We start from the raw sequence: 23,662 nt of genomic DNA, 5'->3' as shown, positions 1-23,662 counted from the left end.
ATCGCCTACCTCGCCGTCCGCGGCGCACCCGAGCCCGTCCGGCCCTCCGGGAGCCGGCGCGTCCGCACGCTGGGGCCGCCCCGGCAGCGGCCCGGCGGAGCCGGCCGATCCCTGGCCCGACGCCCCCACCGTGCCCACCCACACGCGCCCCAACAGCGCCTCACCCGGCGGCAGGTCGCCTCGCTCGGGCCCGTTCCCGACGCAGCCCACGCACGCCGAGCGTTCCGACCCGTCAACACGGATCGACCGCACTCGCCCGACCGACCCGCCCACCCGGATCAACCCGTCCGATCCGCCCACCCGGGTCGACCGCTCCGACCCGCCCACGCGGATCGACCCCGGCGAGCCCAAGCGAGGCTGGTTCGGCCGACGCAAGGACAAGCGCCGCGACACCCCGCCTTCCTCTTCATCCACACCACCCCCACCCCCACCCCCGCCGCCCACGCCGGCGCCCTCACCCGAGCCCGCCCCGGACGCCGCGCTGGCCCCACCCGGCTTCCACGTCTACCGCCCGTCCTCGGCCGGCCGCCCCACCCCCGCCCCGCCCGAGGACAACGACCGCTGACCCACCCTCCCCGAGCGCCTGGGGAGGACAGCTCCTCCGTCATCCGGGCCCGCAAGAACGGCCGTCCACTACCCCCGCCGACGAAGGACGGCGGTACGTCCAGCACCCGCGCCCGCGGACAGCGGCACGCCCGTCACCCGCGCGGCGGATAGCGGCACGCCCGTCACCGCCCGCAGACAGCGAACCCGTCTGACCCGCGCCCGTGGGCGGCAACACGTCGGTTACCCGCGCCCACGGGAAGGCGGGACGTCCGACACCCGCGGCCTGCCGACGGCGGCACGGCCCCACCCCGCGCCAACGGATGACAAGCACCTCCGCCACCGCGCCTGCGGCGGGCGGCCACCTGCGCCAGACGCGCCTGCGGGGAGCGGCACCTCCATCGGCCGCGCCCGTGAAGCACGGCACCTCCCCCGGCCGCGCCCGCGGAGAACGGCACCCCCACCAGCCGCGCCCGCAGAGAACGGCACCCCCACCAGCCGCGCCCGCAGAGAACGGCACCCCCACCAGCCGCGCCCGCAGAGAACGGCACCCCCACCAGCCGCGCCCGCAGAGAACGGCACCCCCACCAGCCGCGCCCGCAGAGAACGGCACCCCCACCAGCCGCGCCCGCAGAGAACGGCACCTGCGCCAGACGCGCCCGTGGGGAGCGGCACCTCCGCCGACCGCGCCTGTGGACGAGCGGCGCCGCGGCCGTCGGCGCCTGTGGACAATGAACTCGCGAAAATTCGCTCCCGACGTAGGCTGGCGGCCCCCGGGTGGGTGGGCTGGGCCAAGTGGACGACCCACAACCCCACGCGGGCGACCCCACCGACCAACATCGAATGAGGACAACCGCCATGACGCTGCCCCTCCTGGTGGTCACCGCGGTCGAGGCGGAGGCGGCAGCAGTGCGAGCCGCCACCGACCCCGCCCACGTCGTGGTGCACCCGGTAGGCGTGGGCCCGGCCGCCGCCGCCGCGGGCACCGCGCGCCTGCTGGCGACCGGCGACTACCGGGCGGTCGTCTCGGCCGGGATCGCGGGCGGCTTTCCGGGCCGCGCCCCGGTCGGCGCGGTCGTGATCGGGGCGAGCAGCATCGCGGCCGACCTGGGCGCCGAGACACCGGAGGGGTTTCTGCCGGTCGAGGAGCTCGGCTTCGGCACCAGCGTGCTTCCGGCCGACCAGGCGCTGGTTGAGCGGCTCGCCGCGGCGCTGCCGGAGGCGATCGTGGGCGACATCGTGACCCTGAGCACGGTCACGGGCACCGCCGCCACCGCGGAGCGCCTCGCGGCGCGTTATCCACAGGCGGTGGCCGAGGCCATGGAGGGGTACGGGGTGGCCGTGGCCGCGGCGGGGTTGCCCTTCGTCGAGCTGCGGGCGATCTCGAACCCGGTGGGCCCGCGGGACCGTACGGCCTGGCGTCTCCAGGAGGCGTTCCAGGCGTTGTCCACAGCTTCCAGCGCCTTGTGGACAGCCTGTGGATAACTCTGTCGTGGGCCGTGTGGGATGAGAGACACCCGTCGTGACGCCCGGCGGCGGGGTGGGCCGTCTAGCGTGGACGACGTGGCGCTTTCACTCGCGGTCTCCCCGTGCCCCAACGACACGTTCGTCTTCCACGCCCTGGTGCACGGGCTCATTCCCGGCACCCCGGAGGTCAACCTGACCTTCGCCGACGTGGACGTGACGAACACGGCGGCCGAGCGGGGCGAGTTCGATCTCGTGAAGGTCAGCTACGCGGCGCTGCCCTGGCTGCTCGACGACTACGAGCTGCTGCCCACCGGTGGCGCGCTCGGGCGTGGCTGCGGCCCGCTGGTGCTGACCCGCGAGCCCGGCGTCGACCTGACCGGCAAGACCGTGGCCGTGCCGGGCGACCGCACGACGGCGTACCTTCTGTTCCGCCTCTGGTCCGCCGACCGCGCGCCCGGCCGCATCGAGGTGGTGCCGTTCCACGAGATCATGCCCGGGGTCGCCGAGGGCAAGTTCGACGCGGGCCTGGTGATCCACGAGGCGCGCTTCACCTATCAGCGGTACGGGCTGCATTCGCTCGCCGACCTCGGCGAGTGGTGGGAGTCCGACACCGGCCTGCCGATCCCGCTCGGCGCGATCCTCGCCAAGCGCGGCGTGGTCGACCCGGCCGAGGCCACCGAGTGGATCCGCACCTCGGTGAGCATGGCGTGGGCCAACCCGGACGCGAGCCGCGACTTCATCCTCGCCAACGCGCAGGAGATGGAGCCCGACGTCGTCAGGCAGCACATCGAGCTGTACGTCAACGAGTTCACGCTCGACCTGGGCCGGGACGGACTCGCCGCCGCCGACGCCCTGTTGCAGCGTGCGGCGGCGGCGGGTATCACGCCTGCGGTGAAGCCTTTCCTGTGACGAACTACGCCTCGAACTCCTTGGCGACCGCGTGCACCAGCTGCGCGATCTTCTGGGCGACGCGCTTGTCGGGGTAGCGCCCGCGGCTCAGGCCCGGCTGCACCTGCGACTCGAGCACCTTGATCATGTCTTCGACCATGCTGTGCAGCTCCTCGGCGGGACGGCGCCGCAGCTCCGCCAGCGAGGGCGGCGCGTCGATCAGCTTGACGCCCATCGCCTGCGCGCCCTTGCGGCTGTCCACCACGCCGAACTCGACCCGCTGACCCGTCTTCAGCTCGGCCACCCCGGCCGGCAGCGCGCCCTTGGGCAGGAACACGTCGCCGCCCTCATCGCTGGTGACGAACCCGAATCCCTTCGCCGCGTCGTACCACTTCACTCGACCCGTGGGCACCGCTGACCTCAACTTCACTCAATGGAAACAACCGCTCACGTCAAGGCTACTTAAGCGGCGGGCCCGGACCCAACTGCAATCTGACGCAGCAGGGCCGGGAACGCGGTGAGATCGGACAGCACGTACGCGGCCCCGGCATCGCGCAGCTCGTCCGGGGAGCACGGCCCGGTGGCGACGCCGATGCCCGGCACCCCGGCGGTGTGCGCGGCCACCATGTCCGCCACGTGGTCACCGACGTACCAGCGCACCCCGTGCTCGGTCAGCGCGGCCGCCTTGCCCTCGGCGAACAGGTCCCCGGCGAGCTCGTCCGCCACGAGGCCGAGGTGCTCGAGATGCAGCGCAGCCAGCCGGCCCAGCTTCGACGTGACGATGACGACACGCAGCCCCAGCTCGCGGACGGCCGCCAGCGCCTCGGCCGCACCGGGAGTCGGCACGGTCGGGGCGACGGCGTGGTCGGGGTACAGGGCGCGGTACGTGGTGACCGCTTCCTCGAGCTGCTCGGGCGGGAACCAGTGCCCCAGCTCGGTGCGCAGCGGCGGCCCGAGCCGTGAGGCGGCGAGGTCGGCGTCGACGTACACCCCGGTCTTCTCGGTGAGCGCCCGGTAGGCGGCGCGGATGCCCGGCCGGGAGTCGATCAGGGTCATGTCCAGGTCGAACCCGACCGCAGCACTCACGCGGGGGTCGACGGGATGTAGTGCAGCTGGTCCACCGGCAGCGGGAAGGTCTGGTCGTCGCCGAACGGCGAGGGCGCCGCGGCGCGGTCGGACAGCAGCTCGGAGACCTCGAGGTTCTCCTCCGGCCCGCGCGGGTGGGTCTGGCGGTCGGCGGCGCCTCCCTTGACGTCGGTGCCGGGCAGATTGTTGGTCGCGGCCACGAAAAGTCCCCTTTACAAGATCACGCTCCGGCGGAGCCTCCGGACACCTCAATATCGTCCCACGGCCGCTAGCGTTGAACACGATGGCCACCACATTCGCCGATCAACTGCGGTCGCTCACCGACGAGGCCCTGGGCGCGCTCATCCAGCTGCGCCCCGATCTCGTCGTGCCGGTTCCCGCCGACATCTCCGCCCTCGCCGTGCGCGCGCAGTCCCGCGGCTCGGTCGCGCGCTGCCTCGACGGCCTCGACGAGTTCACCCTGCAGGTGCTCGACGCGGCCCGGCTCAGCCGCGCCCCCGAGACGGCCCTGACCTCGGTCGCCGCCATCCTCGAGCTGGCCACGGGCGTCGCCGCCGACGACGTGCGCGTGGCGATCGACCGCCTGCGGGTGCGGTTCCTGCTGCACGGCAGCGAGGACGCGCTCGCGCTGGTCGGCGCGGTCGACGAGGTCACCTCGCCGTACCCGGCCGGCCTGGGCCGCCCCGCCGACTACCTGGACGCGCAGGCCGCCGCGCTGTGCGCCGACCGGGCCAAGCTGCGCCGCACCGTGCTGGCCGCCCCGGCCGGCGCCCGCGCCGTGCTCGACCGGCTCGCCGCCGGGCCGCCGATCGGGGCGCTGCGCCGCGAGTCGGTGGCCGAGCCCGTGCAGTGGCTGGTCGACAACCACGTGCTGGTGCCGATCGGCGAGGCGGGCCGGGCCCCGCGTCCCGACGGCGAGCTGGTCGAGCTGCCCCGCGAGGTGGGCATGCTGCTGCGGCGCGACACCGGCCCGCTGGGCACGCTGCGGCCCTTCCCGCCGATCCCCGAGGGCACGGCGCGCGACCCGAAGTCGGTCGACTCGGCCGGCGCGGGGCAGGTGATGGAGGCCGTCCGCAGCACCGATTCGCTGCTCGAGGCGCTCGCCGCCGAGCCCGCTCCCGTGCTGCGGGCCGGCGGTCTGGGCGTACGGGATCTCAAGCGCCTCGCCCGTGCGGCCGGGCTCGACGAGCCGGGCGCCGCGCTGCTGCTCGAGGTGGCGTACGCCGCGGGTCTGCTCGGTGAGACGGATGTCACGGGCACCGGCCGGGCCGTGACGGTGAGCCGGGCGACCGGCACGCCCGACGAGATTTTCCTGCCCACCGGCGCGTACGACCTGTGGCGCGCGCTCAGCACCGCGCAGCGCTGGACGGCGCTGGCCCGGGCGTGGCTCGCGATGACCCGGCAGCCCGGCCTGGTGGGGCAGCGCGACGACCGCGACCGGCCGATCAACGCGCTGGCCCCCGACGCCGAGCGGGCCGGCGCGCCGCAGGCCCGGCGGGAGGCGCTGCTCGTGCTCGCCGACCTCGAGCCCGGCACGGCCCCGCAGGTCGACGAGGTGCTCGGCCTGCTGGCGTGGCAGACCCCGCGGCGCTCGCGGGGCCGGGAGGCGAGCCACCGCGACGCGCTGGCCGGTGCCGCGCTGCTCGGCGTCACCGCGCTGGGCGCCGTCACCTCGTACGGCCGCCTGCTGCTCGAGGACGTGGACGACGCCGACACCGATCCCCTGGGCGTGCGGTCCTCCGGCGCGCCGGAGCCGCCCAGCGACGCCGTGCGCACGCTGGACGCGCTGCTGCCCGCTCCGGTCGACCACGTGCTGGTGCAGGCGGACCTGTCGGTGGTCGTGCCCGGCCCGCCCGAGCCCGAGCTGGCCGCCGAGCTCGACGTCGTCGCCGAGCCCGAGTCGGCCGGCGGCGCCAGCGTGTTCCGGGTGACCACGGCCAGCGTGCGGCGCGCGCTCGACGTCGGCTACACGGCCGCCGACCTGCACGCGCTGTTCCGGCGCCGGTCGCGCACGCCGGTGCCGCAGACGCTGACCTACATGATCGACGATGCCGCGCGGAAGCACGGCGGCCTGCGGGCCGGGTCCGCCGGGTCCTACCTGCGCAGCGACGACGAGGCGCTGATCGCCGAGGTGCTCGCCGACAAGCGGCTGGGCGCGCTCGGGCTGCGTCAGATCGCGCCGACCGTGCTGGTCAGCCCGTTGCAGGTGGCGCGGCTGCTGGGCGGTCTGCGCGACGCGGGCTTCGCGCCGGTCGCCGAGGACGCCGGGGGCGCCGCGGTGCTCAGCCGGCCCAAGGTGCGGCGGGCGCCGACCCGTACGTCGGTCGCCTCCCGCCTCGCCGACCAGGCCCTGCCGCCTCAGCTGGCCGGGCCGCGGCTGGCCGGGGTGGTCGAGCAGATCCGGCGCGGGGACATCGCCACCCGTGCGGCCCGCCGGGCGCCGGTGAGCGTGCGCGCCGCCAACGGGCAGGCCGTGCCGGGGCTCACCTCGGTGCAGCAGCACGGCCAGGCGATGGCGGTGCTGCAACAGGCCGTACGGGAGAAGGCCCGGGTCTGGGTGGGCTACGTCGACTCGCACGGGGCCACGCTGTCGCGGCTGGTGCGACCGGTCTCGCTCAGCGCCGGCTACCTGCGCGCCGAGGACGAGCGCACCGAGACCCTGCACACGTTCGCGCTGCACCGGATCACCGCCGCGGTCCCCGACGAGGAGGCGTAGCGCGGGTCGCACACCCCCGTCGTGGTGCGACCCGCCCTCCCCGCGAAATGATCAACGCGTCGGCGCCCCGGAAGGTTGCATCGAATTCGTGTCAGACTGGAGGGTCGATGTGAGCACTTCGAAGGGTGTTACTGGTGAGCGGCGGACCCCTGATCGTCCAGTCCGACAAGACCCTCCTGCTGGAGGTCGACCACCCCGACGCGCAGGCCTGCCGGATGGCGATCGCGCCGTTCGCCGAGCTCGAGCGCTCCCCTGAGCACGTCCACACGTACCGTCTGACCCCGCTCGGCCTCTGGAACGCCCGCGCCGCCGGGCACGACGCCGAGGGCGTGGTCGACTCGCTGATCAAGTTCTCGCGCTACCCGGTGCCGCACGCGCTGCTGGTCGACGTCGCCGAGACCATGGACCGCTACGGCCGGCTGCAACTGGCCAACGACCCGACCCACGGGCTCGTGCTGCGCGGCCTCGACAAGATCGTGCTGGTCGAGGTGGCGAAGTCCAAGAAGCTCGCCGGGATGCTCGGCGCCAGGATCGACGACGAGACCATCGTGGTGCACCCGTCCGAGCGCGGCCGCCTCAAGCAGGCGCTGCTCAAGCTGGGCTGGCCCGCGGAGGACCTGGCGGGCTACGTCGACGGCGAGGCGCACGCGATCGACCTGGCCGAGGACGGCTGGACGCTGCGGTCCTACCAGCAGGAGGCGGTCGACGGCTTCTGGGCGGGCGGCTCGGGCGTCGTGGTGCTGCCCTGCGGCGCGGGCAAGACGCTGGTCGGCGCGGCCGCGATGGCCACGGCCAAGGCCACGACGCTGATCCTGGTGACCAACACGGTCGCCGGCCGGCAGTGGAAGCGTGAGCTGATCGCCCGCACGTCGCTGACCGAGGAGGAGATCGGCGAGTACTCGGGCGAGCGCAAGGAGATCCGTCCGGTCACCATCGCGACCTACCAGGTGCTCACCTCGCGGCGCGGCGGCGCGTTCACCCACCTCGACCTGTTCGGCGCCCGCGACTGGGGCCTGGTGATCTACGACGAGGTGCACCTGCTGCCCGCGCCGATCTTCCGGTTCACCGCCGACCTGCAGGCCCGCCGGCGGCTGGGGCTGACCGCCACGCTGGTGCGCGAGGACGGCCGCGAGGGCGACGTGTTCTCGCTGATCGGCCCGAAGCGCTACGACGCCCCGTGGAAGGACATCGAGGCCCAGGGCTGGATCGCGCCGGCCGAGTGCGTCGAGGTGCGGGTCACGCTCACCGACGCGGAGCGGATGGCGTACGCGGTGACCGAGGCCGAGGAGCGCTACCGGGTCGCAGCCACCGCGCGCACCAAGCTGCCGGTCGTGCGCGCGCTGGTCGACAAGCACGCGGGCGAGCAGGTGCTGGTCATCGGCGGCTTCCTCGACCAGCTGCACGAGCTCGGCGACTACCTCGACGCCCCGATCGTGCAGGGCTCGACCACCAACAAGGAGCGCGAGCGGCTGTTCGACGCGTTCCGCTCCGGTGAGCTGCGCACCCTGGTGCTGTCCAAGGTCGGCAACTTCTCGATCGACCTGCCCGAGGCGGCCGTCGCGATCCAGGTCTCCGGCACGTTCGGCTCCCGCCAGGAGGAGGCCCAGCGGCTCGGCCGGGTGCTGCGTCCCAAGGGTGACGGGCGGCAGGCGCACTTCTACACGGTCGTCTCGCGCGACACGATCGACACCGAGTACGCGGCCCATCGGCAGCGCTTCCTGGCCGAGCAGGGCTACGCCTACACGATCGTCGACGCCGACGACATCCTCGGCCCGGCGCTCCCCCAGATCGACTAGGAGGGCTCGATCGGGGACACGGTTTCGGCGGGCGTGGCCGGGCCCTCGATGCTGGTCGCGCCGTCCCGGCCGATGAGCAGCAGGCCGGCGCAGAGGAACAGCGCGGCCAGCACGACCGCGGCGAGCACGGCGTAGGGCCAGAGCCGGCGCCGGGAGCGGGCGGGGGGAGCAGCCGGCGGCACCGGCGGGAAGAAGCCGGTGCCGGCCTCCTCCCGCGCGGCCGCGGCGACCACCTCGGGGCTGCCCAGCCGCTCGAGCACCTCGATCAGCTCGCCCTCGGTCGTGAGGTTGCGCTCGGCCCGCTCCGTCGCGATGTGCGCGGCCAGGTCGGCGAGCAGCTCGCGGCGCTGGAGCACGGGGATGCCGGCCAGCCGCCGGTCCACCTCGTCCAGGTATTCGGCGACGACGTCCTTCGGTGTTGTTCTCATGCGGCCTCACCGGTTCCCACGAGACGGTCGACGGTCTGACGAAACGAGACCCATTCCGTACGGAAGTGGTCGAGCGCGGCCCGCCCCGCCGGGGTCAGCCCGTAGTAGCGCCGCGGCGGCCCGCTCGGCGACTCGGCCCACTTGCTCTCCAGCCAACCCGAGCGGCGCAAGCGCGAGAGCAGCGGATAGATCGTGCCCTCGCCCGCGGCCAGGTTGGGCTCCTCGCCCAGCCGGCGGACGATCTCGTTGCCGTACCGGTCCTCGAACTCGACCATCGACAGCACACAGAACTCGAGCGTCCCGCGGCGCAGGCTCGTCGCCAGCGATGAGGCCTCTGCCATGCGCCACACAGTACCTTGCGCCGCAAGGTAGGTCTAGGCGGGCAACTCCGGGCCGGGCTCCAGCAGGTCCGCCATCAGATCGCCGTGCTTGTCGACCCGCTCCAGCACGTCGGCGGAGCGGTAGTGGCGCGGCTCCTGAGCGCCGGTCGCGACCGCCTCCACCTCGTCCCAGGTCAGCGGCGTGGAGGCGGTGGGCACCTGCTGGGCGCGCAGCGAGTACGGCGTCACGGTCGTCTTCGCCGCGTTGTTCTGGCTCCAGTCGATGAAGACCTTGCCCGGCCGGATCGCCTTGGCCATCTTCGCGGTGATCGAACCGGGGACCATCGCCGCGAGCTCCTCGGCCACCTTCTTCGCGTACGCCGAGACGAGCTCGGAGCCCTGCGTGCCGGAGATCGGGCAGCACAGCTGCATGCCCTTCTTGCCGGACGTCTTCGGGTACGCCGCCACGCCGTCCTCGGCCAGCCGGTCGCGCATCAGCACCGCCACCGCGCTGCACTCCTTGAGCCCGGCCGGGGCGCCCGGGTCGAGGTCGACGACGAGCAGGTCGGGGTCGGCGCCGATCCGCCACTGCGGCGTGTGCAGCTCCAGCGCGGCCAGGTTGGCGAGCCAGACCAGCGTCGGCAGGTCGTCCACCACGACGAAGTCGATCGTCTCGCGGCTCTTGGTGGAGCCGGGCACCGGCAGCGTCGCCAGGCGCACCCAGTCCGGCGTGCCCCCGGGCTTGTTCTTCTCGAAGAAGTGCATGCCGTCGACGCCGTTCGGGAAGCGGATCCGGGTCACCGCCCGGTCGGCCAGGTGCGGCAGCATGACCGGGGCGATGCGCGTGTAGTAGTCGATGACCTCGCCCTTGGTGAAGCCGGCCGCCGGATACATCACCTTGTCGAGGTTCGAGAGCTCGAGGTCGCGCCCGTCGATCGAGACGCCGAACCGGTCACCGGCCATCCTCGTACTCCTCCACGCACTCCTCCGGGGTCTTGTCCTCACGCAACCGCAGGAAGCGCGGGAACCGCAACCGCCCGTCCGGCGTACGGTTGCCGTAACGCACCTCGACGACCAGCTCGGGACGTACCCAGTGGGCCCCCCGGGAATCCTCGCGGGGCACCGCCCCGGCCACGAACGGCGACTGCCGCTGCGCGAGCGGTTCCAGCACGGCCAGCAGCTCCTTCTCGGCAACCGCGCCGATGCCGCCGCCGACCCGCCCGCGGAAGGCCAGCCCGTCCGCCGCCGGCACGCCGACCAGCAGCCCGCCGAGCTTGCGCACCCCGGCCCGCCAGCCGCCGATCACGTAGTCGCCGGTGCGGTCGAACTTCACCTTGATCCAGTCCGGCGAGCGCTGGCCCGGCAGATAGACCGAGCCGAGCCGCTTGGCGACCACGCCCTCCAGGCTGTTCTCGCGGGCCGCGTCGGCGGTCGCCGGCCCGTCCGCGAACGACGGCGGCACCATCCACCGGTGCCCCGGCGGCACCAGCTCCTCGAGCAGCTCGCGGCGCGCGCGGTAGGGCAGGCCGGTGCAGTCGTCGCCCCGGCAGTACAGGACATCAAAGATCATGTACGTCACCGGGAGCGTCACGGCCAGACGGGCGGCCCGCTGGTGCTCGCGCACGTGCATGCGCTCGGCCAGCGCGGTGAACGACGGGCGGCCCGCCGCGTTGAGCACCACCATCTCGCCGTCGAGCAGCGTGCCCTCGGGCAGCCGCAGTTCCGCGATCTCCGGGTACGCCGCGGTGACGACCGCGCCGGAACGCGCGAACAGGTCGGGCGCCCCACCGGTGAACAGCGAGAGGACGCGTACGCCGTCCCACTTGAACTCGTAGCTCCAGCCCGGCCCACCCGGCAGCGCGCCCGCGGTCGCGAGCATCGGGGACAGCGGCGCACCGGGCACCCGATCACCATAGGCAACTCGGAACACCTTACGCAGGCGTCTCAGTGATGCCATCCTGATCGCAACGGGTATGGGAGGGCACATGCGTGCGATCTGGAAGGGCGCGGTCTCGTTCGGCCTGGTGTCGATCGCCGTCAAGCTCTACTCCGCGACCGAGGAGAAGGACATCCGGTTCCACCAGGTGCACCGCACCGACGGCGGCCGGATCAAGTATCAGCGCACCTGCTCGATCGACGGCGAGGTCGTCAGCTACGACGACATCGCCAAGGGCTACGACATCGGCGGCGGCGAGATGGTCATCCTCACCGACGAGGACTTCGCCGACCTGCCGCTGACCACGTCCCGCGCGATCGACGTGCTGGAGTTCGTGCCGGCCGACGACATCGACCCGATCCTGTTCGCCAAGGCCTACTACCTGGAGCCCGAGGGGCAGGCGGCCAAGCCGTACGTGCTGCTGCGCGACGCCCTGCAGGACGCCGACCGGGTCGCCATCGTCAAGATCGCGCTGCGCCAGCGGGAGCAGCTCGCCACGCTGCGCGTGCACGACGGCGTGCTGGTGCTCAACACCATGCTGTGGCCCGACGAGGTGCGCACGCCCGACTTCGGCTTCCTCGACGAGGACATCGAGACCCGGCCCGCGGAGCTCGCGATGGCCAGCTCGCTGATCGACTCGATGGCCGGCAGCTTCAAGGCCGACGAGTTCACCGACAACTACCGGGCCGCGCTGCAGGAGGTCATCGACGCCAAGGTCGAGGGCCGCGAGATCGTGCAGCCGGAGGAGACCGAGGAGGCGCCGGCCGCCGCGGTCGACCTGATGGCAGCCCTCAAGGCGTCGGTCGAGCGGGCCAAGGCCGCGCGCGGCGAGGCGGCCGCCCCCGCCAAGGCCCCGGCGGCCCCGGCGGCCCCGGCGGCCCCGGCGAAGAAGACCACCGCCGCGAAGAAGACGGCCGCCAAGAAGGCCCCGGCCACGAAGAAGGCCACACCCGCGAAGAAGGCGGTGAAGAAGTCGGCCTGACTAGAGTTGGCCCGTGGCATTGACGTGGGCTGAGTCTTATCTGGGCAAGGTGCGGGCGAGCGTCGGGGACACCGACACCATCCTGTTCGTGGGGGCGCGGGGCGTGATCCTCGACGACCGGAACAGGCTGCTGCTCATCCAGCGCTCCGACAACCACCGGTGGGCGATCCCGGCCGGCGCGATGGAGCTGGGCGAGAGCATGGAGGAGTGCGCGATCCGCGAGGTGTGGGAGGAGACGGGTCTGCGGGCCACGTCGCTGACGCCGTTCGCGTTCTACAGCGCGTACACGTACACCAACGACTACGGGCACTCCTACCAGCAGATCCTCATGTCGTTCCGGATCCACACCTGGGAGGGCGAGCTGCTGCGCCAGACCGAGGAGTCGGTCGACGCCGGGTTCTTCCCGCTGGACGCGCTGCCCGGCCCCAAGTCGTTCGTCATCGACGAGGTCCTCGCCGACCTGAAGCAGTTCGAGGCCACCGGCCGCCTGGTGATGAAGTGACGGCCGCCCGCGGCTAGCGGTCGACCCGCACCTCGCGCGTGAAGTCGTGCCCGCACGGCAACACGACGAACACCACCGACTTGACCAGCAGCGTGCCGTCGCCGATCTCGTCGTAGTCGAGCGGCTCGGCGTTCACGTCGGTGACGACTTTGCCGCAGGTGGGGCACCGCCCGTCGTCGGTCACCACGCCGAACGCCTGCGCCGGCATCAGCCCGGCCTGCTCCGGCGCGTCCTGCTCGTCCGCGGTCGCCTTCATCGGCGGCCGCATGTAGGGCTTGGGCACAGCGTCTCCCGTCGTCGGTGCGGCGCAGCATCCGCGCGCGTTCCCACGGTACGGCTCCGACCGCCTGATCACACCGCGTGCTCGGCCTCCGCGAGCGGCTTCACCGCGCCGGCGACGGAGATCGACACGATCAGCAGCACGGCGACCGCGACCAGCGCGTTCTTCACCGTCACGTGGTCGCCGAGGAAGCCGATCAGCGGCGGCCCGCCCAGGAACGCGCAGTAGCCGATGGAGGCGACCACGCTGACCCGTGAGGCGGCGTGCGCCGGGTCGTCCGCGGCCGCGCTCATCCCCACCGGGAAGCCCAGCGAGGCTCCCAGCCCCCAGAACAGCGCGCCCACGAAGGCGTACGGGGAACCGGGCCCAAGGATGTAGAGCGCGAGGCCCGCGAGGCTGATCGCGGCGAGGACCCGGACGACCACGACCCGGCCGTAGCGGTCGAGCAGGGCGGGGCCGAACCAGCGGCCGGCGGTCATCGCGCTGAGGAACACGGCGAAGGCGAGCGTGCCGACGGCGGCGGAGGTGCCGTGGCTGTCAATCATCGAGACGCTGATCCAGTCGATGCCGGCACCCTCGGTGAACGCGAAGGCGAGCACGAAGACGCCGACCACGAGCGTGCGGGGCTCACGCCAGGTGGCGAGGGCGGCGTGCAGGCGGTCGCGCTTGGTGACGACGGGCGCGGTCGAGCCGACCATCGTGGGGTCGGAGGGCGTCACGGCGGGCACGGGGCCGGCGTCGTCGGGCAGGAACGCTCGCACCGAGAAGACGACGATGACGGCGATCAGCACCGCCGTCACGGCGAGGTGCGCGGTGACGGAGATGCCCAGCGCGACGGCCCCCGCGCCGACCAGGGCGCCCGCGACCGTGCCGACGCTGAAGCCGGCGTGGAAGCGCGGCATGATCGCCTTGCCGAGGCGGCGCTCGACGATCGCGCCCTGCACGTTCATCGCCACGTCCCAGGCGCCGTTCGCAAAACCGAAGACGAACAGCGCCAGCACGACGGGCGGCACGCCGTACTCGTAGCCGAACGACACCGCGAACAGCGCCACGCCGAGCACCGCGCCCATGATCGCGACCGTGCGGCTGGAGCCCAGCCGGGCGACGATCTGACCCGCGAGCAGCAGCGACACGATCGAACCGGCGGCGAGCGAGAGCAACACCAGGCCGATCCCGGACGGGGTGAGGCCGAGCTCGTCGCGCACCTGCGGGATGCGGGAGGCCCAGCTGGCGGCGGCCACACCGGCGAGGATGAAGGCGGCGTAGACGGCGCCGGCCGCCGACCGCACCTGGCTCACGGCGCGACTCCGAGGCAGCGGCGGACGATCGTAAGGGTGTCCGCCCGGTCGAAGGTGCTGGTGGACAGCGTCAGGTGCATCACGAGACCCTCCACGAGTGCGTCGATCCCCCGGGCCGTGACCGGGTCGACGAACCGTTCCAGGACAGCGCGTGAACGGCGCATCCACGCCTCGGTCACGGCGCGCAGAGCCGGGTTGCGCAGCGCCGCGAGATAGAGCTCGTACGACACCGCCCAGTCCCGCGCGTCGGCGCCCGCCCCGCCGTGGATCAGATCGGTGACCGCGTCGGCGAAGCCGGCGAGATCGGTGACGTGGTCGAAGTGCGCCTCGTAGCGGGGCGACATCTGCTCGGCGTGCCGCGCGAAGGCCTGCTCGAGCAGGTCGTCGACGCTGTCGAAGTGGTACGTGATCGAGCCGAGCGGCACGTCGGCGGCGGCCGCGATGCGCCGGCTGGTCGTCCCGGCAACGCCGTGATCGGCGACGACGTCGATCGTCGCGTCGATGATCCGGCCCTTGCGGTCGGGGTCGTAACGCCGCGGCGAGCGGGCGGTGGGCACGGCGGTCACGGCTCGACCTGCCGGATCACCCGGGCCGGGTTACCCACGGCCACCACGTTCGGTGGCAGGTCCTTCGTCACCACGGCGCCCGCGCCCACGACGGTGTTGTCACCGATCGTCACGCCGGGCAGCACGATGACACCGCCGCCCAGCCACACGTTGTCGCCGATGGTGATCGGCGAGGCAGCCTCCCACTTGTCGCGGCGCGGGCCGGCGGCGACCGGATGCCACGGGGTCAGCAGCTGGACGTTCGGCCCGATCTGCACGTCGTCGCCGATCGTGACCCGCGCCACGTCGAGGCTGACGAGCCCGAAGTTGATGAACGTGCGGGCGCCGACGAAGGTCTGGTATCCGTAGTCGCAGCGCAACGGCGGCCGGATCTCGCTGTCCTCGCCGAAGCCGCCCAGCAGCTCGAGCAGCAACTCCCGCCGCAGCGCGTGGTCGGACGGGTCGGCGGTGTTGAGCCGGTGGGACAGCGCCGCCGCCCGATCCAGCTCGGCGCCGATCGCGGGGTCGTCGGCCTGGTAGAGCTCACCGGTCAGCATGCGCTCGCGCATCGTGCTCATGCGTACGATCGTACATAAGTTCCTGGCTAGACTCCGCCACGTGATCGCAGAGCCGGCTTGGGATGTGGCAGTCGTCGGCGGCGGACCGGCGGGGTTGTCCGCCGCACGCGCGGCCGCCGCGTCCGGGGCGCGCACCATCGTCCTCGAACGCGCCGAGCACCCGCGCTACAAGACGTGCGGCGGCGGGCTCATCGGCACCTCGCTGACGTACGCCTCCGAGCACATCGACGTGCCGGCGAGCAACCGGATCTCCGCGCTGACCTTCACCCGCAACGGCCGCCGTACGTTCACCCGGCGCGCGAGCGGGCGCCCGTTCCTCACTCTTGTCCGGCGCGACGACTTCGATCACGCCTGGTACTCGGCGGCGCTCGCCGCGGGCGCCACCGTCCGGCAGCACGCCCAGGTGCGGGCCGTCGACCAGGGCGTGGTCACGCTGGCCGGCGGCGAGCAGATCACCGCCCACGTCGTGATCGGCGCGGACGGGTCGGCCGGCATCACGTCGCGGTACGTCGGGGCGACCTTCGAGCAGCAGGACCTCGGGCTCGAGGTGGAGCTGGCCGCCACCGACGAGGACCGTACGACCTGGGAGGGCCGGGTGCTGCTCGACTGGGGCCCGGTCCCCGGCTCGTACGGCTGGATCTTCCCGAAGGGCGACGAGCTCACCGTCGGCGTGATCATGTCGAAGGGCAACGGCGCCGCCACCAAGCAGTACCTGGCCGACCTCGTGGCGCGGCACGGCCTGACCGAGCGCAAGGTCGTCCGCGACTCCGGGCACCTGACCCGCTGCCGCCGCCCCGGCTCCCCGCTGCGCCGCGGTCAGGTCGTGGTCGTCGGCGACGCCGCGGGGCTGCTCGAGCCGTGGACCCGCGAGGGCATCAGCTATGCGCTGCGCTCCGGCACCTGGGCCGGCTCGCTGTGGAAGGACCTTCCCGCGTACGAACATCGCGTGGCAGCCGAGCTCGAGCCCGAGATGGCCGCCGGCCGCCGCCTGCTGGCCGGTTTCGCCCGTTTCCCCGGCGTCGTGCACACCACCATGGCCACCCCCATCGGCTGGCGGGCGTTCGAGTCGTTCTGCCGCGGCGACCTCTCCATGGCGCGGGTCCTCCAGCGCCCCGCCGTGCAGGCGTTGCTGACCCTGTTCAGGGCGTGATCAGCCCCTGCGGCGGCTCGTCCTCCCGGGGCCTCTTCAGGGCGTGACCAGCCCCTGCGGCCGCTCGTCCTCGCGGGACCTCTTCAGGGCGTGACCAGCCCCTGCGGCCGCTCGTCCTCGCAAGGCCGGGCCGGCCACGGCGCCCACTGCACCGCCGCCGCGAACCCGCTGCGCCGCGCCTCGCGCGCGTCCCGCCGGCTGAGCAGCCCTTCACGCCGCGCGTTGACGCCGACCCCGATCAGCCGCGACTCGAACCAGGACCCGCCCACCCCACGCCGGACGCGCTCCCACAGACCGCCCTCGACCAGCGCCGAGACCTGTTTACGCAGCACATCGACCTGGCACGCGCTCTCCGGCAGCGTGTCCACCCACCACCGCCCGAGCCGCACGACGATCCCCGGCGCTCCCGTGAACGCGATCGCCAGCGGCGCGGCGGCGGGCGTGCGCGGCATGAGCCGCTCCACCCGGACCAGCGCCTCCGCCGGCCCGAGCTGTTCCTTGCTCTCGCGGCGGTCGACCACGTAGGCCTCCGCCAGCTCGTCGAGCAGCGCCTCGGCAGCGTCGTGCAGAGCGACGGAACGGGCGACGTGCGGGTGGTCCCTCACCAGCGCAGTATGCCCCGCACGCCCGACGGCCAACCAGCGCTTCCACCCGACTCCCCCTCATCCGAAGGAGCCGCCCCCCCGCCTTGACACCTCGAACGGGCCCTTGCGCTGCGGTCATTCGAAGGAGAAGTCGCCCGCCTCGACGCCTCGGACGAACGACTGCCACTCGGCCTCGGAGACGGAAAGCACGACGCCGGGAGCCGTGGAGTCGCGGATCAGATACCGATCCCCCTGCTTGGCCACCTCGACGCAATTACCGTTCGAGCAGTCCCGGGCTTTTCGCCAGCCCGCTTCTTTCGTCGAGTCGATCATCTCGCACCTCCATACCGGTTCCCCGGGCTCCACGGTAAGTGAAGGCGGGAAATCTCGGCAGGAATGAATGATTCGGCGAATCGAATTGCCCCTTAAGCAGGGATATGCCCGGGCGATTGAAGAGTTAAAAACCGCTAAGTCGGTATTACGGCGCATGGTGGAGAAGCCCGCGCACCGACGGCGTCGGCGGACTGGCCCACCTGCCTCGCACAACCTGAGGCGAGGCAGGTGAGCCGTGCCGGCGACCCGGCGTCAGAAAACGAATTCGTCGGCCTTCACACCGGCGACGAAGGCAACCCACTCTTCTTCCGTGAAAGAGTGCGCCGGCACTTCGGGGTTCTTGCTGTCGCGAATGAGGTACCGCCCACCCACCCTGGCCACCTCGACGCAAGTGCTGCCGCTGCAGCGGCTGCTACGACGCCACTGTGGCGACTCGTCCTGGCTCATCAGATCTCCTGCTCGACATGAAGGTACTACGGATAAATTCGGTTCTCACAAACGGCGACTCGACGGTTTTTCCGCGAGCTCCGCGACGCGCGCCTCGATGAAGCTGATCGTGTCGCTCTCATCGTTGGCACGCAGCCATAGTTGGTCGAAACGCTGGCGGTGCCTGACCGTCTCCGAACGAATGTCCACCATCTCGTCCTTCATGCCGTTCTCGCGATACAGCAATTCGCTGTCCGCGCGGTCGGATCCGACTCGCATGAGATCGAAGCTTGCATTGTTCGCAATGGGGACACTGAGGTCGTACGGGAGCATGCGCACGGAGACCAGCCCCTGACCCGCCAGGTCGAGGATCTGGCGCAACTGCGCCGCGAGAACGGCCGGACCGCCGGGCCTGCGCCAGAAGACCGACTCGTCGAGGAGGCAGTAGATGTGCACCGAGTCGACCCTCCGGAGCAGTGCCTCGAGCCGGTTCTGACGCGCATCCACCAGGACGTCGATCTGTTCCTGGCTCATCTCTCCCTCTTCCAGGAACATGCCGGTCAGCGCGGCGCCGTACTCGCGCGTCTGCAACGGCCCGGGGAAGTAGATGATGGAGTAGTAACGAATCTCGGTGGCTTCCACCTCGTACTCGATGTAGCGACGCAGATCGTCCGTGAGATATTCGCGGAAACGCGGCTCGCGCCACCACATCTGCTTGGCCGACGTCCTGGCGCGCGCAATACGCGCATCGGCCAGCAGCGCACTGATCCGATCCTTGTCACGCACGTTGAGCAGGCTCAGCAATCCGCGCAGATCGGCGATGGAAATCGACACGTCGCCGTTCTCGATGCGGATCACCTTGCTGAGGGACCACTCCATTTCCTCGGCCACCTGGGCCTGAGTCAATGCGGCCGCCTCACGGGCCTCCCGTACGGCGATGCGTACGCGTCGGCGCGCGATCGTAGGCGAGACGCCTTCGGCCATGTGTCCTTCATCGTTGAAGTCGGTGCGGCGGAGACGGCGATGCCACCTCGCCGTCTGCCATCTGGCAGTCAGCGAGGTGCATGCTATACGTTAACGGCGGCGTTCTGAAAATCAGACCAAACTGGCTAATGCGGCCGTCACTCTCACGAGTTCAGGCGGCGGCGAGGTCCCGGCCGCGCTCGGGTGGGCGGGCGTCCTCGATGGCCCGTTGCAGGGCACGCTTGACCTGGTTGAACCGCTGCTCGTCGTCGCAGGCGTAGAGCACCACATCGGCCTTGCGGTAGACCGCGCGCAACTCCCACCCGCGCGGGCGACGCGCCATCGAGGGCACGGTGAACGCGAAGGGGACCAGCACGGCGAGCAGCCCGGTCGCATAGGCGGTCGGCGGCTCCAGCAAAGTCCAGCCCACTCCCACCACCGTGACGGCGCCGGCCGCAGCGGCCAGGACGGCGGCGGGCGAGGCGGGCGTCGCATGAGCTCGGACCACGACGACGCGGCGCAGATCGCGTACGGCGAAGATCTTGGCGGGCGTCCCGCGCCAGACGAACAGGTCGTCGGTGATCAGTGCGTCCGGGCCGCGGTAGTAGGTGCGTTTGCTCATGGCGCACTCCTTTCCCCTGTTCCTTGCGAGGAAAGGGGAACGACATCCACGATGGCGCTGGAGAGAAGTGCCCCGCCTCGCGAGTTCAAGACAACAGAGGACGTCCGCAGAGGCGACAACGGCACCCGGTTGCCGCCGGGTGCCGTTTGTTTCGATCGCCCCCTCGACCTCGACTCCGCCCTTTTGCTCCCTCTCAGTAGACCACGCCACCAAGCTGTCCGCCACGCATCAATCTGCCATGTTGCAGATTGCGTACAAGCGAAGCGAAGCGATGAGGAGCGTCACCCTGACCGTCTTGTGGCGTTTCATTGACGAACCGGCCGGGTAGGCCTCGTTCGGATGCCAACCTCGGACCTGTGATCACGCAGGTAGAAGGGCGATAACCCGCATGGAGAGCCGACTCAAGATCGCTGGACAGGCGGTACAGCCCATCCTGGTGATGTTCCCGCTGGGCCTGTTCGTGATGGCCGTGATCTTCGACGTTGCCAACCTGCTCGGCGCACCCGCCATCGTCGGGTCGCTGGCCTACTGGAACATCGTCGCCGGACTGGTGGCCGGCATCGCCGCCACGCTCGCGGGCGCGGTCGACCTCGCGTTCGTCCACCGCCCCGAGGCCAAGCGCATGGGCGTGCTGCGGGTGCTGCTCAACATGGGCGTGCTGTTCCTGTTCGCCGTGATCCTCATGGTGCGCGTCGGCGACCCGGACCGCGAGGCGGGCGTCGGCCTGTTCCTGCTGGAGGTGCTCGCCCTGTCCATCGCCGGCTTCGGCGCCTGGTTCAGCAGCGCGCTCGCCAACGGCCGTACGCCCGCGTTTGCCCGGGCGGCCGTGGGGAACCGCGGATATTGATGTAACCGCGAGAAGGGAGCGCCATCATGACAGCGTCCATTCAGGGCAAGCGCGTAGCGTTCCTGGCCACCGACGGCGTCGAAGAGGTCGAATACACCGAGCCGCGCAAGGCGGTCGAGTCCGCCGGCGGCACGGCCGAGCTCGTGTCGATCAAGGACGACGAGATCCAGGCCGTCAACCACATGGACCCGGCCGGCAAGCACCAGGTCGACAAGCCGATCGGCCAGGCCCGAGCCGAGGACTACGACGCGCTGGTCCTGCCCGGCGGCGTCGCCAACCCCGACTTCCTCCGTACGAACCCCGAGGCCGTCAGCTTCGTCCGGGACTTCTTCACCGCGGGCAAGCCCGTGGCGGCCATCTGCCACGGCCCCTGGACCCTGATCGAGGCCGGCGTGGTCGAGGGCCGCACGCTCACGAGCTGGCCCAGCCTGCGCACCGACCTCGCCAACGCCGGCGCCACCTGGGTCGACGAGGAGGTCTTCGTCGACGACAACTTGATCACCAGCCGCAAGCCCGACGACATCCCCGCCTTCAACGACCAGCTGCTGGTCACGCTCTCGAAGGCCTGACAACTCCTGCGGAAACAACGAAAGCCCAGGTCTATGACCTGGGCTTTCGCCTTGGAGCCGCCTGACGGAATCGAACCGTCGACCTACGCATTACGAGTGCGTCGCTCTAGCCGACTGAGCTAAGGCGGCAACGAGAACCAAGTGTACGGTACGCGCCTCGGGCGTCTCAGCTGACCCACCCCATTCGGCGGGCGTTTCTGTCGCAGGGCGGGACTAGGGTGCCAGGCGTGACCGATCATCCCCCTCCCCCGCGCACCGGTCAGGTCGTTCCCCGCCGGCCCACCAGCATGGATCCGCAGCAGCTCGGGTTCACGCCGCAGCGGCCGGTGGGCTGGCTGGCGCCGCTCCTGCTGCTCAACACGGGGCTGCGTACGCTGCTGGCCGTCCTGTTCGGGGCCTACCTCGACAAGCGTGAGCTGCAGAACGCGCTCGACGACGACTGGTTCGACCACTCGCAGACCGAGGACGGCGAGCTCTGGCTCGACTACGTGGCCGACCTGGGCGACGGCTTCCACGCGACCTACTCGGTGGCGTACCTGCTGGCACAGTCCCGCCTCGACCTCGGCGACGCCTCGCTGCCGCGCGGCCGGCTGCTGCTGATGGGCGGTGACCAGGTCTATCCGCTGGCCAGCGGCGACGGCTACGAGAGCCGGATGAAGGGGCCCTACCGCGCCGCGCTGCCCGAGCCGCCGGTCGCGTCGCCGCAGCCAACGCTGTTCGCGCTGCCGGGCAACCACGACTGGTACGACGGCCTCACCGCGTTCCTCAGGCTGTTCGCGCGCCGCAAGGACGGGCACATCGGCGGCTGGCGCACCGAGCAGCGCCGCTCGTACTTCGCGGTGAAATTGCCCGCCAACTGGTGGCTTTTCTCCATCGACGAGCAGTTCGGGGCGTACATCGACGATCCTCAGCTCGTCTACTTCGAGGCGGCCGCCCGGCACGTCGGCCCGCAGGACCGCGTCATCGTCATGACCCCGTCGCCGAAGTGGGTCAAGTCCGTGGACGATCCGGAGGAGTACGACGCGATCGACTACTTCATCCGTACGATCCTCGACCCGACCGGCGCGACGACCCGCGTGCTCGTCTCCGGCGACCTGCACCACTACGCGCGCTACAGCGACCCGCAACGGGAGCTGATCACGTGCGGTGGCGGCGGCGCCTACCTGCTCGGCACGCAGAACCTGCCGGACGAGCTGGTCGTCCCTCAGCCCGACACGCTCACCCGCAACCGCAGCGTCAGCCGGTCGTACGCGTTCCGCTCGTCCTATCCGGACGCCGCGACCTCCAAGCGTCTGGGGTGGAGCGTGTTCCGGCGCGTGCCGACCCGCAACCCCGGCTTCGTCACCATGCTGGGCATCGTCCACACGCTGACCATGCTGGCCATGGCGGGCGCGGCGGCCGTCGGCGGCGGTGTCCTCCAGCGGCTGTTCAGCATCCCGTTGACGCTCATGCTCGTGCTCATCCTGGCGGGCGCCGTGGCGTTCGCCCAGCCGCCCAAGGCCGACCGGCCCAAGCATGCGCGCCACTGGATAGCCGGGCTGCTGCACGGCTTCGCCCACATCGGACTCGCGGCGGGCGGCACGTGGGTGTGGCTCGAGCTGCCGTTCCACAACTGGGAGTGGCCTGGGCCGTTGATCGTGGCGGTCATCGCGTACGGGCCGGTGAGCGGTTTCCTCGCCACCCAGCTGACGGCGCTCTACCTGCTGATCGCCGCCAGCGCCGACGTGAACCTCAACGAGCTCTACGCGGGCCAGGGCATCGAGGACAGCAAGAGCTTTCTGCGCATGCACATCGCCGCCGACGGCACCCTGACGATCCACCCCATCGGCATCGACCGGATCTGCCGCGACTGGACGGCCGACCCGGACGGCGCGCCCGACAGCCCGTGGCTACGCCCGCGCGAGCCCCTGACCCCGCACCGGATCGAGGCCCCGATCGAGGTGCGCTGACGGCCCGGGCGGGTCAGTTGTAGTGCTCGTCGTGGGCCTGGCGCGGCCCGCACACCGAGGCGCGGCTGCAGGAGCAGCGGGAACCGTCGGCGTCCATGCGGACGACCACGGCGTCCTTGGGCACGCTGTGGGCGACGACGCGGCCGTCGCCCTCGGGGGTGGTCACGCGGCTGCCCACGGCCGGGGCCGAGGCCTGGAACTTCTGGTACAGCGGGTGCTCGTATTTGAGGCAGCACATGAGCCGGCCGCACGCGCCGGAGATGCGCAGCGGGTTGAGGGGCAGGTCCTGGTCCTTGGCCATGCGGATCGTGACCGGCTCGAAGTCGGTCAGGAACGTGGCGCAGCACAGGTCGCGGCCGCAGGAGCCGATGCCGCCCTGGACGCGGGCGGAGTCGCGCGCCGAGAGCTGCCGCAGCTCGACCCGGCAGTGCAGGGTGGCGCCGAGGTCCCGTACGAGGGATCGGAAGTCGACCCGGTGCGGTGCGGTGAAATAGATGGTAGTGCGGGCGCTGCCCGTGCCGGTCTGGTCGAGCACGTGGTCGACGGCGACGACCTTCATGGGCAGCTCGTGCGCCTTGATCAGCTTCTTGGCGGCGACCTTGGCCTCCGCCTTGCGCTTGCGCAGCAGCTCATCGCGCCGCAGATCGTTGTCATCGGCGAGACCGGCGACCTTGGGGAAGCCGGACGTGTCCTCGCTCACCCACTGCGCCGCCCAGACGCACTCCGCCACCTCGGGGCCGTCGTCCGTGGGCACGAGCACACGGTCGCCGACCTGGGGCGAGAGCTCGCCCGGATCGAGGTAGTAGAGACGGCCGTACCGGTTGAAGCTGACCGCGCACAGCATGCCCATGCTC

General features: G+C 71.6%; 27 protein-coding genes and 1 tRNA gene. 10 read left to right on the top strand and 18 right to left on the bottom strand.

Features of this window, described 5'->3' with window-relative positions; translation table 11 throughout:
- Window positions 1-1,401: 1,401 nt before the first annotated feature.
- Window positions 1,402-2,028: a futalosine hydrolase gene (locus ACSNN8_RS15080; RefSeq protein WP_436649810.1), complete on the top strand. Its 627-nt coding sequence runs from the start codon at window positions 1,402-1,404 to the stop codon at window positions 2,026-2,028.
- 78 nt (window positions 2,029-2,106) lie between these two features.
- Window positions 2,107-2,919, top strand: coding sequence for a 1,4-dihydroxy-6-naphthoate synthase (locus ACSNN8_RS15075; RefSeq protein WP_436649809.1), 813 nt, complete (start codon window positions 2,107-2,109; stop codon window positions 2,917-2,919).
- A 4-nt stretch (window positions 2,920-2,923) separates the two neighbouring features.
- Here ACSNN8_RS15075 and ACSNN8_RS15070 read toward each other — a convergent pair whose 3' ends face one another.
- The 3 genes from ACSNN8_RS15070 to ACSNN8_RS15060 are packed head-to-tail and all read right to left on the bottom strand — an operon-like array spanning window position 2,924 to window position 4,184.
- Window positions 2,924-3,310, bottom strand: a complete 387-nt coding sequence (locus ACSNN8_RS15070) for a cold-shock protein (RefSeq protein ID WP_436649808.1) — start codon at window positions 3,308-3,310, stop codon at window positions 2,924-2,926.
- Between the two features lie 50 nt (window positions 3,311-3,360).
- A complete protein-coding gene (locus ACSNN8_RS15065) occupies window positions 3,361-3,984 on the bottom strand; it encodes an HAD family hydrolase (RefSeq protein ID WP_436649807.1) in 624 nt (207 codons plus the stop codon).
- Window positions 3,981-4,184, bottom strand: a complete 204-nt coding sequence (locus tag ACSNN8_RS15060) for a hypothetical protein (protein WP_436649806.1) — start codon at window positions 4,182-4,184, stop codon at window positions 3,981-3,983. Before ACSNN8_RS15060 ends, ACSNN8_RS15065 begins: the two co-directional genes overlap by 4 nt.
- Window positions 4,185-4,267: 83 nt before the next feature.
- Between ACSNN8_RS15060 and ACSNN8_RS15055 the strand changes: the two genes are divergently transcribed.
- Window positions 4,268-6,700 carry a helicase-associated domain-containing protein gene (locus ACSNN8_RS15055; protein ID WP_436649805.1) on the top strand — a complete coding sequence of 811 codons (2,433 nt, stop codon included), beginning with the start codon at window positions 4,268-4,270 and terminating at the stop codon, window positions 6,698-6,700.
- A 134-nt stretch (window positions 6,701-6,834) separates the two neighbouring features.
- Window positions 6,835-8,496: a DNA repair helicase XPB gene (locus ACSNN8_RS15050; RefSeq protein ID WP_436649804.1), complete on the top strand. Its 1,662-nt coding sequence runs from the start codon at window positions 6,835-6,837 to the stop codon at window positions 8,494-8,496.
- Here the strand turns inward: ACSNN8_RS15050 and ACSNN8_RS15045 are convergent.
- Genes ACSNN8_RS15045 through ligD (ACSNN8_RS15030) form a run of 4 tightly spaced genes read right to left on the bottom strand, consistent with a single transcriptional unit; the run spans window position 8,493 to window position 11,147 of the window.
- Complete coding sequence (locus tag ACSNN8_RS15045) at window positions 8,493-8,924, bottom strand: HAAS signaling domain-containing protein (RefSeq protein WP_436649803.1); 432 nt, start codon at window positions 8,922-8,924, stop codon at window positions 8,493-8,495. The genes ACSNN8_RS15050 and ACSNN8_RS15045 overlap by 4 nt on opposite strands.
- Window positions 8,921-9,265, bottom strand: a complete 345-nt coding sequence (locus ACSNN8_RS15040; RefSeq protein ID WP_436649802.1) for a PadR family transcriptional regulator — start codon at window positions 9,263-9,265, stop codon at window positions 8,921-8,923. The genes ACSNN8_RS15045 and ACSNN8_RS15040 overlap by 4 nt, the downstream gene beginning before the upstream one ends.
- A 33-nt stretch (window positions 9,266-9,298) precedes the next feature.
- Entirely contained in the window at window positions 9,299-10,207 is a 909-nt protein-coding gene (ligD, locus tag ACSNN8_RS15035) for a non-homologous end-joining DNA ligase (protein ID WP_436649801.1), read from the bottom strand.
- A complete protein-coding gene (gene ligD / locus ACSNN8_RS15030; protein ID WP_436649800.1) occupies window positions 10,197-11,147 on the bottom strand; it encodes a non-homologous end-joining DNA ligase in 951 nt (316 codons plus the stop codon). The genes ligD (ACSNN8_RS15035) and ligD (ACSNN8_RS15030) overlap by 11 nt, the downstream gene beginning before the upstream one ends.
- 82 nt (window positions 11,148-11,229) lie before the next feature.
- Here ligD (ACSNN8_RS15030) and ACSNN8_RS15025 point away from each other — a divergent pair, with 82 nt between their 5' ends.
- Complete coding sequence (locus ACSNN8_RS15025; protein WP_436649799.1) at window positions 11,230-12,162, top strand: Ku protein; 933 nt, start codon at window positions 11,230-11,232, stop codon at window positions 12,160-12,162.
- Between the two features lie 13 nt (window positions 12,163-12,175).
- Window positions 12,176-12,664 carry an NUDIX domain-containing protein gene (locus ACSNN8_RS15020; RefSeq protein ID WP_436649798.1) on the top strand — a complete coding sequence of 163 codons (489 nt, stop codon included), beginning with the start codon at window positions 12,176-12,178 and terminating at the stop codon, window positions 12,662-12,664.
- 13 nt (window positions 12,665-12,677) lie between these two features.
- Here the strand turns inward: ACSNN8_RS15020 and ACSNN8_RS15015 are convergent, their stop codons facing one another.
- The 4 genes from ACSNN8_RS15015 to ACSNN8_RS15000 all read right to left on the bottom strand — a co-directional run bounded on the left by ACSNN8_RS15015 (window position 12,678) and on the right by ACSNN8_RS15000 (window position 15,365).
- A complete protein-coding gene (locus ACSNN8_RS15015; protein ID WP_436649797.1) occupies window positions 12,678-12,947 on the bottom strand; it encodes a hypothetical protein in 270 nt (89 codons plus the stop codon).
- A 68-nt stretch (window positions 12,948-13,015) separates the two neighbouring features.
- The gene (locus ACSNN8_RS15010) at window positions 13,016-14,242 is read right to left on the bottom strand and encodes an MFS transporter (RefSeq protein WP_436649796.1); all 1,227 of its coding nucleotides are present in this window, start codon (window positions 14,240-14,242) and stop codon (window positions 13,016-13,018) included.
- Complete coding sequence (locus tag ACSNN8_RS15005; RefSeq protein WP_436649795.1) at window positions 14,239-14,808, bottom strand: TetR/AcrR family transcriptional regulator; 570 nt, start codon at window positions 14,806-14,808, stop codon at window positions 14,239-14,241. The genes ACSNN8_RS15010 and ACSNN8_RS15005 overlap by 4 nt, the downstream gene beginning before the upstream one ends.
- On the bottom strand, window positions 14,805-15,365 hold the full coding sequence (locus ACSNN8_RS15000) for a sugar O-acetyltransferase (protein ID WP_436649794.1): 561 nt from the start codon (window positions 15,363-15,365) through the stop codon (window positions 14,805-14,807). The genes ACSNN8_RS15005 and ACSNN8_RS15000 overlap by 4 nt, the downstream gene beginning before the upstream one ends.
- On the opposite strand from ACSNN8_RS15000, the gene ACSNN8_RS14995 reads away from it, so the two are divergent.
- The gene (locus ACSNN8_RS14995; protein ID WP_436649793.1) at window positions 15,364-16,515 is read left to right on the top strand and encodes a geranylgeranyl reductase family protein; all 1,152 of its coding nucleotides are present in this window, start codon (window positions 15,364-15,366) and stop codon (window positions 16,513-16,515) included. The genes ACSNN8_RS15000 and ACSNN8_RS14995 overlap by 2 nt on opposite strands.
- An 83-nt stretch (window positions 16,516-16,598) precedes the next feature.
- Here the strand turns inward: ACSNN8_RS14995 and ACSNN8_RS14990 are convergent, their stop codons facing one another.
- The 5 genes from ACSNN8_RS14990 to ACSNN8_RS14970 form a co-directional block, all read right to left on the bottom strand.
- The gene (locus ACSNN8_RS14990; protein ID WP_436649792.1) at window positions 16,599-17,120 is read right to left on the bottom strand and encodes a DUF6226 family protein; all 522 of its coding nucleotides are present in this window, start codon (window positions 17,118-17,120) and stop codon (window positions 16,599-16,601) included.
- Between the two features lie 114 nt (window positions 17,121-17,234).
- On the bottom strand, window positions 17,235-17,432 hold the full coding sequence (locus tag ACSNN8_RS14985) for a DUF397 domain-containing protein (protein ID WP_436649791.1): 198 nt from the start codon (window positions 17,430-17,432) through the stop codon (window positions 17,235-17,237).
- Between the two features lie 252 nt (window positions 17,433-17,684).
- Entirely contained in the window at window positions 17,685-17,879 is a 195-nt protein-coding gene (locus tag ACSNN8_RS14980; RefSeq protein WP_436649790.1) for a DUF397 domain-containing protein, read from the bottom strand.
- A 45-nt stretch (window positions 17,880-17,924) separates the two neighbouring features.
- Window positions 17,925-18,842 (bottom strand): helix-turn-helix domain-containing protein, encoded by a 918-nt coding sequence (locus ACSNN8_RS14975; protein ID WP_436649789.1) that lies wholly within the window; start codon window positions 18,840-18,842, stop codon window positions 17,925-17,927.
- Window positions 18,843-18,993: 151 nt separating this feature from the next.
- Window positions 18,994-19,443 (bottom strand): DUF6232 family protein, encoded by a 450-nt coding sequence (locus tag ACSNN8_RS14970; protein WP_436649788.1) that lies wholly within the window; start codon window positions 19,441-19,443, stop codon window positions 18,994-18,996.
- 388 nt (window positions 19,444-19,831) lie between these two features.
- Between ACSNN8_RS14970 and ACSNN8_RS14965 the strand changes: the two genes are divergently transcribed.
- Together ACSNN8_RS14965 and ACSNN8_RS14960 are read left to right on the top strand one after the other, a co-directional pair.
- The gene (locus ACSNN8_RS14965) at window positions 19,832-20,290 is read left to right on the top strand and encodes a DUF2231 domain-containing protein (protein WP_436649787.1); all 459 of its coding nucleotides are present in this window, start codon (window positions 19,832-19,834) and stop codon (window positions 20,288-20,290) included.
- Window positions 20,291-20,316: 26 nt separating this feature from the next.
- Complete coding sequence (locus tag ACSNN8_RS14960; RefSeq protein ID WP_436649786.1) at window positions 20,317-20,859, top strand: type 1 glutamine amidotransferase domain-containing protein; 543 nt, start codon at window positions 20,317-20,319, stop codon at window positions 20,857-20,859.
- Window positions 20,860-20,911: 52 nt separating this feature from the next.
- Here ACSNN8_RS14960 and ACSNN8_RS14955 read toward each other — a convergent pair.
- Window positions 20,912-20,988: transfer RNA gene (locus ACSNN8_RS14955), tRNA-Thr, on the bottom strand.
- 158 nt (window positions 20,989-21,146) lie between these two features.
- Here ACSNN8_RS14955 and ACSNN8_RS14950 point away from each other — a divergent pair.
- Entirely contained in the window at window positions 21,147-22,808 is a 1,662-nt protein-coding gene (locus ACSNN8_RS14950; protein ID WP_436650726.1) for a metallophosphoesterase, read from the top strand.
- Window positions 22,809-22,821: 13 nt separating this feature from the next.
- Here the strand turns inward: ACSNN8_RS14950 and ACSNN8_RS14945 are convergent, their stop codons facing one another.
- The gene (locus ACSNN8_RS14945) at window positions 22,822-23,658 is read right to left on the bottom strand and encodes a PSP1 domain-containing protein (RefSeq protein ID WP_436649785.1); all 837 of its coding nucleotides are present in this window, start codon (window positions 23,656-23,658) and stop codon (window positions 22,822-22,824) included.
- Between the last annotated feature and the right edge of the window lie 4 nt (window positions 23,659-23,662).

Origin of the sequence: Actinoplanes sp. URMC 104 (assembly GCF_051386375.1) — a bacterium.
GTDB lineage: Bacteria > Actinomycetota > Actinomycetes > Mycobacteriales > Micromonosporaceae > Actinoplanes.
This window is presented reverse-complemented; position numbering and strand designations above follow the sequence as displayed.

Bases quoted from the DNA above. Each gene is read 5' to 3' on its own strand.
- ACSNN8_RS15080 (WP_436649810.1), top strand. From the start codon at position 1,402: ATGACGCTGCCCCTCCTGGTGGTCACCGCGGTCGAGGCGGAGGCGGCA.
- ACSNN8_RS15055 (WP_436649805.1), top strand. From the start codon at position 4,268: ATGGCCACCACATTCGCCGATCAACTGCGGTCGCTCACCGACGAGGCC.
- ACSNN8_RS15045 (WP_436649803.1), bottom strand. From the start codon at position 8,924: ATGAGAACAACACCGAAGGACGTCGTCGCCGAATACCTGGACGAGGTG.
- ACSNN8_RS15040 (WP_436649802.1), bottom strand. From the start codon at position 9,265: ATGGCAGAGGCCTCATCGCTGGCGACGAGCCTGCGCCGCGGGACGCTC.
- ligD (WP_436649801.1), bottom strand. From the start codon at position 10,207: ATGGCCGGTGACCGGTTCGGCGTCTCGATCGACGGGCGCGACCTCGAG.
- ACSNN8_RS15025 (WP_436649799.1), top strand. From the start codon at position 11,230: ATGCGTGCGATCTGGAAGGGCGCGGTCTCGTTCGGCCTGGTGTCGATC.
- ACSNN8_RS14995 (WP_436649793.1), top strand. From the start codon at position 15,364: ATGCGTACGATCGTACATAAGTTCCTGGCTAGACTCCGCCACGTGATC.
- ACSNN8_RS15000 (WP_436649794.1), bottom strand. From the start codon at position 15,365: ATGAGCACGATGCGCGAGCGCATGCTGACCGGTGAGCTCTACCAGGCC.
- ACSNN8_RS14985 (WP_436649791.1), bottom strand. From the start codon at position 17,432: ATGATCGACTCGACGAAAGAAGCGGGCTGGCGAAAAGCCCGGGACTGC.
- ACSNN8_RS14980 (WP_436649790.1), bottom strand. From the start codon at position 17,879: ATGAGCCAGGACGAGTCGCCACAGTGGCGTCGTAGCAGCCGCTGCAGC.
- ACSNN8_RS14975 (WP_436649789.1), bottom strand. From the start codon at position 18,842: ATGGCCGAAGGCGTCTCGCCTACGATCGCGCGCCGACGCGTACGCATC.
- ACSNN8_RS14970 (WP_436649788.1), bottom strand. From the start codon at position 19,443: ATGAGCAAACGCACCTACTACCGCGGCCCGGACGCACTGATCACCGAC.
- ACSNN8_RS14965 (WP_436649787.1), top strand. From the start codon at position 19,832: ATGGAGAGCCGACTCAAGATCGCTGGACAGGCGGTACAGCCCATCCTG.
- ACSNN8_RS14960 (WP_436649786.1), top strand. From the start codon at position 20,317: ATGACAGCGTCCATTCAGGGCAAGCGCGTAGCGTTCCTGGCCACCGAC.
- ACSNN8_RS14950 (WP_436650726.1), top strand. From the start codon at position 21,147: ATGGATCCGCAGCAGCTCGGGTTCACGCCGCAGCGGCCGGTGGGCTGG.
- ACSNN8_RS14945 (WP_436649785.1), bottom strand. From the start codon at position 23,658: ATGGGCATGCTGTGCGCGGTCAGCTTCAACCGGTACGGCCGTCTCTAC.